The sequence below is a fragment of the Peribacillus sp. TH14 genome, assembly GCF_016651145.1.
Lineage (GTDB): Bacteria > Bacillota > Bacilli > Bacillales > DSM-1321 > Peribacillus > Peribacillus butanolivorans.
Window position 1 is genome coordinate 1,108,138 of the sequence record NZ_JAEKEK010000001.1, and the last position, 17,940, is coordinate 1,126,077.

16 protein-coding genes are annotated in these 17,940 nt (G+C 39.0%); all 16 read right to left on the reverse strand.

Annotation, left to right across the window (positions count from 1 at the left end):
• Positions 1–293: 293 nt before the first annotated feature.
• The 16 genes from JFU50_RS05485 to uxaC all read right to left on the reverse strand — a co-directional run bounded on the left by JFU50_RS05485 (position 294) and on the right by uxaC (position 17,762).
• Positions 294–680, reverse strand: a complete 387-nt coding sequence (locus JFU50_RS05485; protein WP_309558607.1) for an SRPBCC family protein — start codon at positions 678–680, stop codon at positions 294–296.
• Positions 681–740: 60 nt separating this feature from the next.
• Complete coding sequence (locus tag JFU50_RS05490) at positions 741–893, reverse strand: hypothetical protein (protein ID WP_201222003.1); 153 nt, start codon at positions 891–893, stop codon at positions 741–743.
• 129 nt (positions 894–1,022) lie between these two features.
• The gene (locus JFU50_RS05495; RefSeq protein ID WP_309558606.1) at positions 1,023–2,135 is read right to left on the reverse strand and encodes a GerAB/ArcD/ProY family transporter; all 1,113 of its coding nucleotides are present in this window, start codon (positions 2,133–2,135) and stop codon (positions 1,023–1,025) included.
• Between the two features lie 150 nt (positions 2,136–2,285).
• Complete coding sequence (locus JFU50_RS05500) at positions 2,286–3,383, reverse strand: GerAB/ArcD/ProY family transporter (protein WP_201222005.1); 1,098 nt, start codon at positions 3,381–3,383, stop codon at positions 2,286–2,288.
• A gap of 56 nt (positions 3,384–3,439) precedes the next feature.
• On the reverse strand, positions 3,440–3,643 hold the full coding sequence (locus JFU50_RS05505) for a hypothetical protein (protein WP_207196258.1): 204 nt from the start codon (positions 3,641–3,643) through the stop codon (positions 3,440–3,442).
• Positions 3,644–3,657: 14 nt separating this feature from the next.
• Positions 3,658–4,776, reverse strand: coding sequence for a Ger(x)C family spore germination protein (locus JFU50_RS05510; protein WP_309558605.1), 1,119 nt, complete (start codon positions 4,774–4,776; stop codon positions 3,658–3,660).
• Positions 4,763–4,912, reverse strand: coding sequence for a hypothetical protein (locus JFU50_RS05515; protein ID WP_201225216.1), 150 nt, complete (start codon positions 4,910–4,912; stop codon positions 4,763–4,765). The genes JFU50_RS05510 and JFU50_RS05515 overlap by 14 nt, the downstream gene beginning before the upstream one ends.
• Positions 4,899–6,491 (reverse strand): spore germination protein, encoded by a 1,593-nt coding sequence (locus tag JFU50_RS05520; protein WP_201222009.1) that lies wholly within the window; start codon positions 6,489–6,491, stop codon positions 4,899–4,901. Before JFU50_RS05520 ends, JFU50_RS05515 begins: the two co-directional genes overlap by 14 nt.
• A 929-nt stretch (positions 6,492–7,420) precedes the next feature.
• Positions 7,421–8,191 carry an SDR family oxidoreductase gene (locus tag JFU50_RS05525; protein ID WP_201222011.1) on the reverse strand — a complete coding sequence of 257 codons (771 nt, stop codon included), beginning with the start codon at positions 8,189–8,191 and terminating at the stop codon, positions 7,421–7,423.
• Between the two features lie 729 nt (positions 8,192–8,920).
• Complete coding sequence (locus JFU50_RS05530) at positions 8,921–9,784, reverse strand: sugar phosphate isomerase/epimerase family protein (protein WP_201222012.1); 864 nt, start codon at positions 9,782–9,784, stop codon at positions 8,921–8,923.
• Between the two features lie 4 nt (positions 9,785–9,788).
• Positions 9,789–10,793, reverse strand: coding sequence for a Gfo/Idh/MocA family protein (locus JFU50_RS05535; RefSeq protein ID WP_201182536.1), 1,005 nt, complete (start codon positions 10,791–10,793; stop codon positions 9,789–9,791).
• 74 nt (positions 10,794–10,867) lie between these two features.
• Positions 10,868–12,028 (reverse strand): Gfo/Idh/MocA family protein, encoded by a 1,161-nt coding sequence (locus tag JFU50_RS05540; RefSeq protein ID WP_201222014.1) that lies wholly within the window; start codon positions 12,026–12,028, stop codon positions 10,868–10,870.
• A gap of 2 nt (positions 12,029–12,030) precedes the next feature.
• Positions 12,031–12,918: a sugar phosphate isomerase/epimerase family protein gene (locus tag JFU50_RS05545; RefSeq protein ID WP_201222016.1), complete on the reverse strand. Its 888-nt coding sequence runs from the start codon at positions 12,916–12,918 to the stop codon at positions 12,031–12,033.
• The gene (locus JFU50_RS05550) at positions 12,919–13,854 is read right to left on the reverse strand and encodes an AraC family transcriptional regulator (protein ID WP_201182542.1); all 936 of its coding nucleotides are present in this window, start codon (positions 13,852–13,854) and stop codon (positions 12,919–12,921) included. It lies immediately after the preceding gene.
• Between the two features lie 622 nt (positions 13,855–14,476).
• Positions 14,477–16,267, reverse strand: a complete 1,791-nt coding sequence (uidA, locus tag JFU50_RS05555) for a beta-glucuronidase (RefSeq protein ID WP_201222018.1) — start codon at positions 16,265–16,267, stop codon at positions 14,477–14,479.
• 91 nt (positions 16,268–16,358) lie between these two features.
• Positions 16,359–17,762 carry a glucuronate isomerase gene (gene uxaC, locus JFU50_RS05560; protein WP_201222020.1) on the reverse strand — a complete coding sequence of 468 codons (1,404 nt, stop codon included), beginning with the start codon at positions 17,760–17,762 and terminating at the stop codon, positions 16,359–16,361.
• Positions 17,763–17,940: the final 178 nt, after the last annotated feature.

Below are 17,940 nucleotides of genomic sequence, written 5' to 3' on the forward strand. Positions count from 1 at the left end.
TAAAAATGAGGGGTCTAGGTTAATCTAGATCTGATCCAGGAGGGATGAAAAATCGGCTCCATCATTGGATTAGACATTACATAAGGAGAAAGTAAGACAAGCTTAAAGGAAGCCTTAGGAAAATCACTATTGATTACTTACGCTTGAAGAGATTTCAACAGGTAACATTATCAGGGGCCAGTCGTTCAGTTCTTAGAGGAGATAGACTACAGTATCCGTTTTACTGCTAACATCGAATGTATGAAAAAGCTCATTCGTTGTATTAACATAGAGTAATAATTTCGCTCCATACGCTAAGCTTTTAGCGCTTCTTGTTCAACCTTTTGCATAAATTCCGGTACTACCTTATTGTTGCTTTTCTCGCTACCTAGTTTCAACATTGCTCTACCTACAAAATTAACTCCTTTATTTTGCCCCTCATAAATAAATTTCATGTGTGTATCATCGATCTTAAGCAACGTAAACGTTAGAGTAATTTCAAAGGCCTTTCCTAAAACAAAACTAATTTGCTTCTGCTTTTTATCCTCAAGGTCTTCATACTTTAATGTTTCAACGATATAGGTTTCCAATCGCTTTCCTTCACGATAACTTTGCCTATGCTTTGCGCCCACTTCCTCTTCCTTCTTTTCAATTAGTATGCTCCTCCACTTTATCCATAATTTTCTTAATATTTTTATCAAAAAATAAACTCCACACATTTTCAATATTACTCTCGATTATCCTTTCTTCTTTCCATTGGATCATTCATTTTCCTCCTTCGCTGATGCAAGAAACTCATCAATCTCACCCGCCTGAAGCCATAGGTCTTTTATTTGGATTTGTATTTTCTTTCTTTTTTTTATCAACAATTGTTCTAAATTTGCAAATGACTCATCCTCCATTACAGTAATCATTTCCTGAATCGTAAAACGTTATTGAGAACGATATTTTGCGACCTGCTAACCTGTTATTTCTAGGAAGAATCACCATTCCCTTTCAATGCCAAAAAAAATTAAAAAATAAAACGGCAACAATCTGAAATATTAGCCTGAATTGATTCCCTTACTATTTCGTTTGCTTTTTCTTTTACGTATAACAGCTATCACCAATAAAGACAGCGGAATAATGGTTTGTATTAATACTGCATAAATAGGAAAAGTTTCGAGGTTAAAACGCTCCAAGTCCATTGAGTTAGGCATTGACCAAAAGCCGAAAACTATCATTAAGATTCCTAACGGCCATATAATGGGCCGATAATCCGAAAGATTTAACCACTGTGCGGTACCTAAAACAGTGGCATAATAAAACACAGAAATTTTCACAAAAGCCCCTACTACCCAAATGGCCATGACGATGGACTCCATATGTTCAAAAAATTCGCCAAAACTGATGTAACGAGCTACGTTCATCAGAGGATAAACCTTAGTGTGTGTCGTTGTTCCGAGTACAAAAAGAACGACAAGATTTACCACAACTAACGTGATCATCACAGCAAAGACCGTCAACATTCCGTACTTCATTCCTTTTTTCTTATCCGCTAAAAAAGGCAGGAAAAAAGTCATAAGAAAAAACTCCGTGAACCATCCACCCGGAACAATTGAACCCTTTAGTGGAGGCATAATCCCATACCCTAATATAGGGAATATATTCTTAAATTCAAAATCGGGGAACACCAAAATAATTGCGATAAGCAGTGGAAATATAAAAAGAGGGACAAATAATTGGGCAGCCCTCCCTATTCCTTCTAAACCACCTTGTACGACGAAGGCACAGAGGACTGTCATTGTTCCCATGATCACGATTATTGGTGTATTAATTAGAAAGGAGTCCACTACAAATTCTGCATACTCTTTGATAATGATTCCCGTGATCTGGATATAAAAAAACAAGAATATAAAACCGATGATTTTCCCCGCTAATCGGCCAATGATATGTTCACTGAATTGGATAACTGATTGTTCCGGATAAAGTTTGTGCAGTTTATAAGCGATATACACCGTCACATACCCCATGAGGGACGCAAAAATAGGGGACAGCCAAAAATCCGTTTTGGCAAATTTCGCTGTGACGCTTGGAATCCCAAGAATAGCGGTAGCCACGATAGTAGGATACAACATGACTGCCATTTGTAGTGATGAAATTTTGCCTTTCTCCATCATCTTTCTCCTTTCTGTGATTGTATGGAAAATCGAAATCACGCAGCCCAAAGATCGATTCACTTTGCATAAACTCTCTTAACGGTTTTATAAGTACTCAGTACTCCCTCCCATATAACGCGCCCCACCAATATCAAGAAAAAATCTAATTCAGCCGGTTTTTGTTCCCTTATTTCGCTTCCTTACAAAAGCAATCACCAACAAAAGCAGAGGAATAATCGTTTGCATCAAAATTCCATGAAAAGGGAAGGCGATGATATCATAACGACTAACTTCCATAGAGCTAGGAAACGACCAAAAGCTGAATTCTACAATTAATATCCCTATCGGCCATACAACAGGCCGATAGTCGGAAAGATTCAGCCACTGGGCGGTACTTAAAGCAGCCGCATAATAAAACACAGAAATTTTGACAAACGCTCCTACTACCCAAATGGCCATAACGGCGGATTCCAAATGTTCAAAAAAGGCGCCGAAACTTATATACCGAGCTACGTTCATCAGAGGATAAACCTTAGAGGATGTCGATGGTCCGAGTACAAAAAGAACGATTAGGTTTACCACAACTAACGTCATCATCACGGCAAAAACAGTCATCATCCCGTATTTCATTCCTTTTTTCATATCCGCTAAAAAAGGGAGGAGAAAAATAATCAGAAAAAACTCGCTGAACCATCCACCCGGTATAATAGCACCCTTTAGTGGAGGCATAATCCCTTCCCCCAATATCGGGAATATATTCTTAAAATCAAGATCTGCACTCAGTAGGATGATTAAGATACAGATCGGAAAGATAAAAATAGGTAAAAACAATTCGGCAGCTCTCCCCAACACCTCTATACCTCCGCGTACGATAAGTGCACAAAGGATTACCATCGATGCCATGATCACGATAATCGGGGTATTGACCATAAAAGAGTCGACAATAAAGTCTCCGTAACCTCTTAGGATTTCCCCCGTGATAGGGATATAAAAAAACAAGTATAAAAAACCGAGAATTTTCCCCGGAATCCGCCCAATAATTTGTTCACTGAATTGGATAACCGTTTGTTTCGGATAAAGTTTGTGCAGTTTATAAGCGATATACACCGTCGCGTACCCGATGAGGGCAGCTAAAATGGGGGACAGCCATAAATCATTTAGAGCATATTTTGCTGTGATGCTTGGAGCCCCGAGTATAGCTGTAGCCACAATCGTAGGATACAACATGATCGCCATCTGCAGGGATGAAATTTTACCTTTCTCCATCATCCTCCTCCTTTCCTCTGTATGAGGTAAATGATATCCGCCTCAATCATGGGCCTTTACTTTTCCATAAACTCTCCAAACGGCTTAAAAAAAGTTACAATCCATGCAGTGGGTCCTGACATTTGTTGAATATTGAACATGGACAGAACCAAACCCATGAGGAGCAATGAGAAAAAAGCCATTTTGTCTTTTTTAGGATTTTGTTTCATTTTCGGCCACTCATACAAAATGATTAGAGCTACAATTACTGTTGTACACAAAAATGTCCCCCATCTCACTTGTCCTTCACCTCTTTCTCAGGCAGCCCCGCCGGTTTGTCTATATAGCCCTGTCTGCGAATATGGGCCACAACATCAGTTTCCACTTCAATCTCCTCAAATATCTCATTCCAGTGGTTTTCGATTTTATTAAACTGCTTAGGATATTTCCGATAGAAGTCTCTACCTAACCCTATAATGTCAGCTTTCTTATTCTGAGTACGCAGAAAAGCCATCTCGATACGCTTTTCTATCTCTTTTTGATAAGATCTTTCTGCATCCTTTAGTGCTTTTGGACTTGAAAGAATCATATTCGTTCCATTCTGAATAACAGATCCTTCTGTATTAACCTTCACTAGCAATTTCCATTTCTTATTTTGAATTTGTGGAACCAGCTTGACTTGTGCCGACACAGGATTTAAAGATATCTCCCCTTTTTCACCTTTGGGTTTTAGGGTCACTGTGTAGGATTCTATTTCATCTCTTAACCACAATATCCCTCTTGTTTCTTTTTCCGTCATCGTGCCAATCATTTTATCTTTATTAAACACGGCTGCTCCGACAATGTAAGGAATCCCCTGTAATTTCTTTTCACCTTTCCCAGGCGGTAAAATACCAATTAACGGAAGTGCAGCAGCGTGAGATTTACCCGTTAACATTTCATCTAAATTCTGTAATGTGACCCGCATCCCTATATGTAAATCAGTTAGTTCCCTCATCACCTCCCCTGAATAGGTTTCTAGAGGCGGCAATGATTCAAGGATAGGCTTAGCTTTTCCTTTGCTGACATACACATATGCTCTCTCCCTTGGCTGCGGATGGCGCAGCAAGAAATCCAGATGCTCTTGTATTCCTTCCTTTGCTACCTTTTCGCCGAATACAAATACTTTACATTGTCCCCAAAAAATTTTGCGTGGAACCTTGCTTTGAAGCTTAGACAATGCATCTGAAATATTGGATCCTTTTTCGGATCTCACCAATGTTGTAGGTACTCCACCTCCTCCACCTGGCCCTCCTTGACCGCCTCCGCTGCTTAATGACTTAGGGATAAATATTTGGATGGATAGCTCGATTTGATTATCTTCCTTTTTTTCGATGGCTGCTGCTGTGACAATCGCCAAATCATTGATTTCCACTCGATCCCAACACCCGCTTACTAAAGGGATTGTTCCACAAATGCCCAGAAAAAGCAGGACGCTTTTCCTGAAGTAACGCCTCTTTACCTTCTCCAATATCTTTGATCGCCTCCAACCAGTATTCACTCCGTTTCACTTCCCCTTTTGGGTTTTGGCCCCTGTTCTGGAGACTGACGGTATACGTTAGATTTCCCTGTAAAGCTCGGGCGTGTATCCATCATCCACATAGGAGATCTCCATAGTACATCTTTCAGTTCTTTACCTTTTAAAGGTGCAAGTGGTGCTAAATAGGGAACACCGAAGGAGCGCAAGTTGCACAAATGAATGACTATAGCAATAACTCCCATTATTATGCCAAGCAGTCCTAAGGTACCGGCAAGCAGCATTATTGGAAAACGCAGCATCCTTATCGCAATTCCAGCAATATAACGAGGCATCATAAAAGAAGAAATCCCCGTAATCGCAACTACAATCACCATTGGTGCTGAAACCAACCCTGCTTGTACGGAAGCTTGACCAATCACTAGCGCTCCAACAATGCTGACAGCAGAGCCTATCTGCTTTGGCAATCGAACCCCTGCCTCTCTTAGTGCTTCAAACGTAATTTCCATGATCAATGCCTCAATAATAGCAGGGAAAGGGACCGCCTCCCGGGATGCAGCCATGCTTAGCAGCAGTGCAGTTGGGACCGCTTCATGATGGAACGTCAAAATAGCAATATAAAAGGAAGGAAGCAATAGAGATAACACCATAAAAATATAACGTAACCAACGGATGAGAGTTCCTATCATAAAACGTTGATAATAATCCTCTTGTGATTGAATCAAAGAAAAGAAAGATACTGGAGCAATTAAAGTAAAAGGGGTTCCTTCTACAAGAATGACTGCCCGTCCCTCCAGCAAGCACGAACAGGCTACATCCGGCCGTTCTGTTGACAAGATCTGAGGGAAAGGTGAATACGGATTGTCCTCAATCATTTCCTCGATATATCCACTTTCTAAAATACCGTCCATCTCAATTCGTTCCAGCCGAATCGTAATCTCTTCAATCAGTGCTTTATCCACAAGTCCATCAATATATGCAATCGCAACAGTCGTCTGAGTATATTTCCCAATTTTCATCGATTGCATTTTAAGAGCAGGACTTTTAATAATACGTCTCAATTGAGATGTATTTACCTCTAGAGATTCATTAAATCCCTCTCGCGATCCCCTTATTCCTCCCTCAGCAACAGGTTCTTCAATTGCTCGCTTTTCCCATTTAGACAATCCTAAAGAAAATCCATCACGCTCCCCTTCATATAGAAGGATCGGATTTCCAATGGAGATAGATTCAATGCAATCCGCTATCATTTTCACTCTTTTCACTTTTGAAATGGGCATTTTATGTACTAGAAAGTCATTTAATGGTTGTGGCACATTTGCTGATTCCTGCATGAGTGGAGAAAGCACATATTCTTCTATCCCCTCGATGTCTGAAAGACCCTCAATGTAAATAAGCATTGCTCTCGTTTTACCGAAAAGTAAGAACGAGCGGAACATGACATCTGAACAATTATCATAAATCAAACGAAGCGTTTCTACATTTTGACTAAACTCTCCATTAAGTGGGTCCTCCGGTTTAGAATCCTGGTAATTATTTTGTATATGAGGTTTTTTTTCTTTCGTCTTTCTTAACAATTTACTCACATTACGAATCAAGCTGGTTACCCCCATTTTTTTGCAGGTCGCTCTAACTCCATTTTTCTATGTTTCTTCATCCAGGATATTTTATACAGATAATCCTGAAACTCACATAACATAATTTAAAGAGACACTTGGAGGAAATGATTATAAATGCTAAGGAACTGGGGATAAATCAGGTCATAATGGAACGTAGTTTTGAAAATGAGGTGAGGGAATTACAGCCAAAAAGAGTTATTTTTGACGAGTTTCTTCTATAGTTTTAAGTTTGCTGGCTATCATTTTAATCCCCTGCCGCTAACAAGTATATTAATTTTACTACCATTCATTTTTTTAACTCATCTTTCAATAACATTCGTAAATATATAAATAAAGTTCGTAAAAGTATAACTTTTACGAACTAGGTAGATAGAATATTTTAATGCTTCATATGCTAAGCCTAAAAATAATGACCTTTGATGTTACATTAAAAGGTGGATACAAGATTTATACTTAGAAAAAAATGATAATGAATAATGTGTCTGTTCTTCATCCTCACAGTTTGAATGATTCATTAAGATGTTAGTTTTATAGATTCTTCATTGATAGTTATTTCTATGCTACTGTTATCAGCTGATCCTCTTTTATCCATTTAATGAGCGATATCGATGCCATCGCCATTATTAATATGAGTAGTGCGGAGGTAATGACTACTACTAATTGCAAGGCGTGTAGTCCTCCATCGAACATCCTGGAAAATTATGCAAACCATATGACTTAAGCTCAAAATATTTTGTGCCATCGAGCTGGCTCTTGGAACCATGATTAAGCTTTACTTTGGTGGAAATACTCTGTGGGCGGTACACGAGGAACAGTGGAAGAGCCGGTTATGATTGTTAAAGAAGTACTTCCCCTAAAAATACCACCGCAGCCGATGCAATTCATCGTTGCGTGATTTTCAAGTCTGTAGGGTTACTGATATCTTAGATTGTCATGCTGCCAAATCCACCGTCCACTCGAATTAGTGTTCCTGTGACAAAGCTTGATGCTCTTTCAGAGGCAAGCCACACAGCAGCGCCTTGCAATTCCTCCGGTGTACCAAATCGATTCATTGGCGTATGATTCATAATGGACTCGATTCGTTCAGCGCTTAAGATTTTGCTATTTTGTTCAGCTGGGAAAAAACCTGGAATTATAGCATTGACACGAATGCCGTTCGGAGCGAATTCACGTGCCAAAAACTGTGTCACGCTGTTAAGCCCTGCTTTTGAAACAGAATATGTAAACACCTTGGATAATGGCGTGGTCGATGAAACAGAAGAAATATTAATTATACTGCCTGTTCTTTCCTGTTCAATCATCTTCTTCGCTAAGATCTGGCAGGTTAACACGATGCCTTTTAAATTGACATCCATAATGTCATCCCATTCATCCATTCCGAGTTCAAAGAACATTGTTGAACTATTTTTTCCCGGTGCATTCAGAAGAATGTCCCAACCGCCGGACCATTGTTCAATTTCATCTGCCGCTTTCAATAAAGAATCACGTGAGCATACATCAGCCTGAAAAGCCTTTGCACTTCCACCGCTGCTTTCAATTTCCTTAACGACTTCTTCCGCTTTCTCAAGGTTTCTTCCGACAATCGCTACATTAGCGCCTTGTGCGGCAAATCCTTTGGAGATGGAAGAACCTAATACGCTGTTTCCGCCAATTGCAACGGCTGTTTTTCCAGTTAAATCAAATAAATTTGTCATTCTACTATTCCTCCTATTCAGCCAATGCTGTCCTCTGTAACTCCAAGTTGTCCTTCTCCCGTAGCTTCCAATACTCGGAACTATGAACGGCTTTTTCTTGTTAAGATTCAACAGTCATTCGAGTCCGTTCCACAAGGCGGTCAAGCCCGCTCCATTACGTCTTTTTATTTGTTGGTCAATAACGTTTGTGTAAACCCTTTAAAATCACTTTAAAAAAAGCCTTTATTAATTTGTTTACCAGACAAATTAATAAAGTGAATAATATCATTATCGTTCTTCCGTAAATCCATTTGGAGCATTACTTCCTATCAATTTATGTTTACATATTGAAGAACAGCTCCCAAAACAAAGCTTATGAAAGAGAAAGAATAATAGAGCATGATAGCATAAATAGTGAATGATGTACGTTTTCTTAACTATTGTTATCGCTTTCATCGATGTTGACTCAAAATTATCCATTAGTTGATAATAAAGGCAACAACACAACAGGAGGCGATAAAATGAAAAATCTCATTCTTTCCTTAATTAACAAGTTGGAAGAGTATGGTGAATTTATACCGTTTGATCTTTCTGAACCAGTCCGAAACAATTCACAAAAATAAATCGTGAATTGTTTTTTTGTCTTCCGATATCTTCTTTGCTTGATGCCAATTAAAATAACCTCTCAACAAAACCCCAGTTGCTGTTTAGGTTCCTTAATTCTGCTTTTTTCAATTTATTATTTTATTATTAGAACCAATCAGAATACCCTAGTTTTCGTAAGTGATCCACAGAAGTTTTGAGGCAATCAAATGGATCACGGCCATATAGTTCATCTTGCTCAATGAGGAAGTACTGTGAGCCACTTTTTATACCGGCTTCAATAATAGCTTTGAGATCAAGGCTTCCTTCACCAAGCTCTGCGAATTGAATCACATTGTTAAATGCTTGAAAAAACTTACCTTGGTCAAATTCATTTTCAAAACCGCTCATATCAATTTGTCCAATACGATAATCTTTTAAATGGATCAATGAGATGCGGCCTTCAAATTTATTGATTACCTCAACAGGATCTAATCCGCCTCTCTGAATCCAGTGTACATCCAATTCAAATCCAATCTTGGCAGTGTTATTCTTGATAATATCTAATAAATATTCACCATCATATTTTTGGAATTCAATATGGTGATTATGGTAGTACAATTCAATGCCGTGCTCTGCTAATTTCTCTGCCGCTTCGTCTGCTTTTTTTACAAAACTCATGATTTTATCTTTATCCCCGATTGTCGTAAAGGGCAGCATGCCGATTCGTAAAAAATTGCAATCCAATGTTTTGCAATCGTTTATAATCTTTTCAAAATCATTCGTTAATGTCTCCCCTCCCATTCCTGGCAGCATGGGTTCTAAAGCTGCAGATAGAGCGGCGATTTTTATATTGAAATCTTGGCTGGCTCTCTTTAACTCTGCAACATTTTCTGCAGTCATCGGAATTTGTGAAACCTCAACAGCATGAAAACCAAGCTCCTCAATTTTTCTCATTGTTTCATAGACACCTAATTCTTCTACTTTCCCTTTAAGCATCATCATTTGAACACCAATTTTAGCTTTTCCCATTATTTTATCCCTCCATGAATATTGCTTGTTTCGTTTCTGATGATTTTCGAATAGCTTCAATCATTTTTATCGATTGAACGGCTTCTCTAGCATGAATATAATCTTGAGTGTCAGATAGAATACTTTCATAGAATATATCAATTAATTTGGCATGGCTGGCACCATAATAGAATTTTGAGCCGGGCATCTTCGCATCTTCTGCTAATCTTTTTACCTTTCCCTCTTCATTTACGCTAAATAGAATACTGTCTTTAATCGTAAATTTCCCCTTCTCCAAAAGTACTTGTAACTCCACGCTGTCGTTTTCTGCATTGGCAATTGTAGCAAAAAACAGCCCCTGTGCTCCGTTTTCAAACGTAATATGTGCAGTGGCTGTATCCTCCACTTCAATTTCATAATCCAGCAGCTGAGCAACTTCCCCTTTTATCGAAGCCATTTCTCCACCGATCAGCTGCATTAAATCCAATGTGTGAAGAGCTTGATTGATCATCACTCCACCGCCGGCACATGCCATTTTGCCGCGCCATGGCTTCACTTCATAATAGGATGACGGTCTATTCCACGATACTAACCCCTTTACACCAAGTACCTTGCCATATTCTCTGCTTTCTATAATCCGTTGAAGCTTTTCAAAAGATTCATTGAAACGATTCTGTAAACACACACACAACCTTATATTCTTGTTTTCTTCCTCTAGTTTTACTAGTGCTAGTCCCTCTTCCGTGTTCAAGCCCAAAGGTTTTTCCTGAAATACATGTATCCTTTGTTCCATACAATATTTCGTTACAGGATAGTGCAGGTCGTGAGGCAGACAAATATGGACACAATCGACTGCCTCTTTTTCAATCATGATTTGATAATCATTGTAAAATTTAACACCAGGTACAGAATCTTTTAATGTTTCATCGATATCACAGACAGCACTCAACTCAACATTCGGGTTAGCTTGTATTGCAAGAATGTGTATGTAAGAAATATCTCCAAGCCCGATAACTGCTGTTTTCAACATAAGCTAATCTCCTTCTCTAACAAACTCTTGGCCAGTAAGACTGAGAATTTGTCTGTTTCTATTATTAATTCACATTAAGATGTAACAAGAGTATTTTTTTCTTCATCGATCCTTTTATTCAATTCTTCTAAGTAAAGTTCTTCATCAAATGGGATTTCGACTTCTTTATCCAACCAGCTTGATAGATGGATCGCATTCGCTAAGGTAACTCCATGTATCCCGTCGCTGCCAGGTGCTAGTAGAGGAGTCCCTTCCACAATAGCTGCAGCAAAGTTTTCCAATACGGCTGTGTGCTGTGCACCCCAGACACTTTCGAATTCCAGTACTTCTTCACTGTATATATCAGATTGATTGCCGCCCATGAAAATTTTCATAACATCCTGCATGCTCATGCTGTCGCTCAATTCCGATTCAGGTTTCGAGAGTCTTTTGATAGTCACTTTTTTGCTGTCATCGACAACGATTTTGCCTTTGTCACCTAAAATTTCAAACCGATCTGTACCGATAATATCATGTGTGCATGTAATAAAAACCCCAGTGGCTCCATTCCCATAGTCAAGTACAGCGGTTACTTCATCTTCCACTGCAATATTTCGCTGATAACCGTATTTCACATTAGAATATACCTTTTTAGGCATACCACATATCCATTGAAGCAAGTCGAGCTGGTGCGGGGCCTGATTCACAAGGACACCGCCGCCCTCTTCCCCCCACGTTGCTCTCCATGCGCTTGAATCGTAGTATCCCTGCGGTCTCCACCAGGTTGTGATCATCCAGTTTGTTCGACGAATTTGACCAATTTCACCATTGTCGATGAGTTCCTTCACTTTTTGATAGAGTGGATTTGTCCGTTGGTTGAACATAATACCGAATGTCAACTCTGGTTTCTTGGCTGCATATTCATTCAGCTCCTTTACCTGCTTTGTATAAACGCCCGCAGGCTTTTCAACTAAAGCATGAATCTCTCTCTTTAATGTTTCCATTCCTATTTCGGGATGCAGATAATGTGGTACACAGGTAACAACAGCATCTACATTTCCGCTTTCAAGCATGTCAATATAATTATCGTAAAAAGGGATGTCCGGATATTTGTCTGCGGCCAATTCTTTTTTAGCAGAATCGATGTCGCAAATGGCTCCTATCACCATATTTTTCACTTTTCCCTCCGCCAGAAATCCTGCATATAATCCGCCTTGTGCTCCCAGACCAATAATTCCCAATCTCACTGCTTTCATGATCATCTCTCCTCATTATCAATTTTTTCAAGAATCTTTAGGAGTGCCTCGTATTGAAGTTTGTATCCGCTTTTTCCATCAAGTCCTTTATTATTCTCGATAACCATTGCAGCATCTTCCAGCTCTAGATCCTTTAATGAATCAAACTGAACCAGATGCGGCTCAAGCGTTAAGAATCCTTTGTAACCGCTTTCTATCATTTGAGAAAGAATTTCAGGTATTCTGCCTTCTCCTGTTCCGCACAAAACATTTTGATTACTAGTTGTTATAGCATCCTTGATATGAATATAGATCACTTCATCTTTCAACAAGTTGTAACAATCCTGGGTGTTTTCACCACACTGTACAAAGTTGGCAAAATCAAAAATCGCTTTAAAATACGGTGAAGCAACTTTCCTCAAAATTTCTGTACATCTTCTGCCAACGTCACCATAGATATCCTTTTCGTTTTCGTGCAATAAAATAACATCGTATTTTTCCGCTATCGCAGCAAATTCCGTTAACTTCCTGATCACATCTTCTCCGAATTGGTCCGGATCTTCGTCCTTAGGAATATAAAAACTGAATATTCTGATATATCCACAGTCAAGCAGTCTGCTTATTTGGCAGAGGACTTCCAGCATACGTTTTTGTTTTACAAAACCTGCTTCATCATTTATGAAAACCTTCCCGATTGGGGAACCGATAGAAGAAACACCGATTCCTGCGTTTTGAAGTTTTGGAAGTACGGTCTCTTTTATCTCTTCCACTGTGAAATCCCCAATACTCTTCCCATCAATGCCTCGCAAAGAAATAAACTTCATTCCAAGCTGTGAGACAGTGTCAAGTTGGATATCAAAATCCGATGAAATTTCATCAGAAAAACCTGAAATCATTAGATTTGGATTCATTTAAACTTGTTCCTCCTTCCTTCCCGTGATGTCCATTTTCAGTCTGCTTTTACGGTACTGAGATGGGGTGATGCCAGCTTTTTCTTTAAAAAACCGGCTGAAGTGGGCGATACTCTCAAAACCTGTTGCACGAGATATATTCCCCAGCGTTTGATCAGGTTCCATTTCCAGCAGATACTTCACCTGGTTAAACCGGCAGCCCATCACATATTCCATGACAGTAAATCCTGTTACTTCTTTAAAAACGTGAGAAGCATAATACTTACTCAGTTTCATATCATTGGCCAGTCGATCCAAAGTTACTTTTTCCGTATAGTGGTTATTAATCCATGAAGCAATACCTTCAGCATGATGTTCCTTTTCTGTCCTTTTGTTAGAGTGCTGGGCTAATTCTTTTTGGCTCATTTTATAGATTCCCACCAGCAATTGAACAAGCTCAAGCCTTATTTCTGCTTCAATGGTTTCGTTTTTTTTGCCTTTTTGCTGTAGCTCTGCCTCTAGATGCGCCATCAAACTGGTTATCCTTTTCATTCCTTCATCCACAAAAATCCCCGATTCATTATACCCTGTCCGAAACAAGCAATTGTTAAGCTTTTGAAATGGGTCTAGTAAATTTGGGATGCCTAGGATAATCAACAACTCTTGCAGCCATATTGGTGAAAAGTGGATCATACTTCTAATGTAAGTACTGCCTGGCTGTGGATTGGGCTTATGTAATGTCATACCATCCAAAAGAATGATATCGCCCGGTTGTAAATCATAGATTCGATTGTTGATTAAATACCTGCAATCTCCTGAATGAAAGAAATAGATCTCATACTCTTGATGTGAGTGAAAATTAAATAGATGCGACTCAACGCCCCGCACTCGGTAAAAAGAGGTAATCCATTCATCCATAGGCTGCTTTGGATACGAAAATATTTTATGCTCATTCATTACTCTCACACCTCATCAAGTAAGCGCTATCAATATGTTGATTCTATTGATATACTTCTATTTTATCGGAGCCAGAAACAAAAAGCATTCTCCTAAAAAGCTGAATTGTTCCATATTTTTGACTGATATTGCTTTTTGCACAATACTATCAGATAAACAATGTAATTAAAACAAGAGACAAAACCAGCTTTATCCTGTGTGCTGATTTTGTCTCCTACTGAAGTTTAAAGGATAATTGGTTGCTAGGTTAGTAAGTTCACTTCTTGCCCCATCCAGTTCTTAAAGAAGATCTCTTCTTTATCTACTCATTGTTGCGAATGAGCCCCACTGTCATGCATATAAGTAGACAAACACTTATGCTGTAATGATCGGCAGTTGCACCCTAAAACCATTGCATTTGGCTTGTCCATTTATCTACACCTTTCTAACCTTCTGTATCCAGGATAACGACCTTAGAGGATTCCTTGTTTCATCGTCTTTTTTTGTAAAGATATCGGAAAGTGATTTCAATAAAGCAACTGTTCAATTCCGCTTTATCCATACACCTAAAACATCGTACGTTCTTCCTTTCTACATCACGTTAAATGATTCTAATCATTTCTTTTTTTATTAACTAACACATTTATTTCTTGTAGAAGTAATCAGGAATTTCCGTCCACCGTCTTCGTAACTCATGGGCAGAATGTTTCGGTTTTCGCTCACGGGTAAAGATGCCTTTTTTATTTCCTTGGACCCGCATAACTCCTTGGCTAGTAGCAAAGTCTGCGAAATTCCATACTTGTTCGCCGACAAAGTTATCAAATTCATCAAATACCTCATGATTGGCTTTTAAATATTCCACTTGGTATTCTTCGGTGAACATGACTGGATCAACATCATGGAGGCCTGCAACTGTATCAGCTCCATACTCCGTCATGATGATTGGCTTTCCTGGACAACGTTCATTCCAGCCGGTAAATTCCTCACGTAGTTTTGCTTTTGCGGAATCAAGGTCACCACCGTCAATATACCAGCCATAGTAGCGGTTTAGAGCAAGGACATCAATCAGTTCTGCAACTTTATCGGTTTTATGTGTCGCACCTAAATGTGTAACAATTGTAACCGGCCTTTTTTGCGGGTCTAGCTCCTTCGTCAGGTCCACTAACGGTTTAAAATATTCATAGGCACCCTCTTCCTCTGAAGCAGGTTCGTTCGCAATGCTCCACATCACAACTGAAGGATGGTTTTTATCACGGGCAATCAGTTCTCTCATGACCTCTTGATGATGCTCAAACGTTTTCACTTCTTGCCATGTGGTTTTTTTTGTTGTCTGTCCATTTAAAACTGACATAAAGTTTAAATGAACACCGACAGCAGTTGATTCATCAATGACAACAAGGCCTTCACGATCTGCAAGACGCATCATTTCTTCAGAATAAGGATAATGAGAAGTGCGAAATGAATTGGCACCCATCCATTTCATAAGTTTGAAATCCATTACATTGCCTGCTTCATTAAAGCCTCTTCCATGAATTGGTGTATCTTCATGTTTACCAAAGCCTTTAAAATAAAAAGGCTTATTGTTTATGAGGAATTTACCATCTTGTACATCTACGGTTCTGATACCAAAGGGCTGTTCGTATTGATCAACCGTTTCTCCATTTTCTGAAAGTTCTATATTCAGCGTATATAAATATGCATTTAATGGCTCCCAAAGCTTCGCACCATTGACCATGATTGTACCGGAGACTCCATTAGCTGTGGCAACTATTTTACCTGACTCATCTACTACACTGGCATGAACCTCTGATTTCCCTACTGTCTCTACGGTGTAGCTTACCTTTCCATTCAATTCTGTCACTATCGTTACATCTTTAATGTAAGTACGGGGTGTTGTATAGATTTTTACCGGACGCTGTAATCCAGCGTAGTTGAAAAAATCAAAGTTCGGAATGTTGCGAATTACTTCTCCAATACCAGCTACCTCTTTTTCCACATAGGTTCCAACTGGCAGTGTTGAATGATCGACCACATTGTTTACTGCTACCGTCAACCGATTTTTTCCTGCTTTTAAAAAGGAATTAATTTCTGCTTCAAATGGGAGGAATCCGCCTCTATGTTCAACTGCAAGCTCTCCATTCACATATACTTTTGCAGCATGTGTTGCAGAACCGAATCTTAATACAACACGTTCTGAAGCAAGAATGGCCGGCACTGTAAATTCACGTTCATACCAGACCCAGCCAACATGATTGCGGATTTCACCCGTAACTCCTACATCATTGAAAGAGGATGGGACCGCCATTGTCATAGTGCCAGCCAATTTTTCGTCTTTCCAATTTTCATGAAACCCTTCACCTGCATCCAGTTTAAAGTTCCAAATTCCATTCAAGTCTATAAGGTTTCGAGCTTCAGTTACGATGGGATATAACATGTCCAACACTCCTTAAAAAAATAAAATGATTTATTCCTTTTAACTCCATTAACATTTAAATAATCAAGCAAAAAAAGACAACAATTATTTTTTATCGTTTCGCAAAATATTTTTCAGCATTGTAATAGCCAATATTCCTAACCATTTGCTCACGTAGCTCTTTATCATTAGGCATTAATCCTTGTTCAGTCCAATCGCCTAGGATGTTGCAAAGAATCCTACGGAAATAATCATGGCGAGCATACGAAAGGAAGCTTCGGGAATCTGTCAGCATACCAACAAAGTGGCTCAGAAGTCCGACATTCGCAAGTTCCTTCATTTGTTTTTCCATTCCATCAATAGAGTCATTAAACCACCAGCCTGAACCAAATTGAACTTTTCCCGGGATCCCTTCTTCAAAGAAATTCCCGATCATTCCTGCAAGAATCGCATTATCTTTTGGATTTAAATTGAATAATACAGTTCTGGGTAAGGATCCATCTTGATCAAGCGCATCAAGAAAACTAGATAATCCTTCTGCTAAATTGGTCTCTCCAATAGAATCGAACCCAATATCTGTACCAATTAGTTCTTTCATCTTAGTGTTGTTATTACGCATAGCTCCCATATGCAGCTGCATAACCCACTGCTTTTCTGCATACATTTTCCCCAATTCCTTCAATAAGAATGATCGGTAAGCAGTCAATTCTTCAGTTGATAGCTGTTCGTCATTCATCCGTTTCATGAAGATGATATCCGCTTCTTCTATAGTGGTGTCTACATATACCATTTTCTGAATATCATGATCCGAACCCCTACCACCGTTTTCATGAAAGTAATTGACACGTTGTTTAAGGGCCTTTATTAGGCTTTCAATTGAATCCACTTTAATTTTTGATACTTTTTCTAATTTTTGAAGCCAGCTTTTAAAATCAGGACGTTCGACGAATAAGGCGCCATCGGGACGGAAAGTCGGAGCAATGGTTATTTGAAAGGATTCATCCTGCTTCAGTAACTGATGGAATTCGAGCTCAGAAATAGGATCATCCGTCGTTCCAATAAATTTAACGTTTGATTTTTCAATAAATGATCTTGGTTTGAATTCGTGCCTGGAAAGCTTTTCGTTGCACTCATCGTAAATTTCTTGCGCAGTTTCAGGGCTCAGGATTTTTTCAATACCAAAAAACAATTTCAGCTCCATGTGTGCCCAATGATATAGAGGGTTTCCAATTAAGTGAGGCATCGTTTCCGCCCATGCAGCAAACTTATCCCAATCCTCTGCATCACCTGTTATATATCGCTCGCCAATTCCGTGCATACGCATGGCTCTCCATTTATAATGGTCGCCTCCAAGCCACAATTGTGTAATATTTTCATAGGGTTTGTTTTCCCATACCTCTTGTGGGGATAAGTGGCAATGAAAATCAAAAATCGGCAGGTTTCCACCAACATTTTCGTATAATTCGATTGCTGTGTCCGTGTTTAACAAAAAATGATCATCCAAAAAGACTTTCATAAATTTCCCTCCTGATAAAAGTTTATATGGGTACCAGCATCTGTTCCACTGTAAGCCCTTTCATTTTTAATTAGCCAATCCTATTAATTCGTTTACTAAACTAATTAATTATATAAATAATTTATCATTTTTTCACTTTTCCGTCAATTAACTCTATCTGAATACACTATAATCTAAT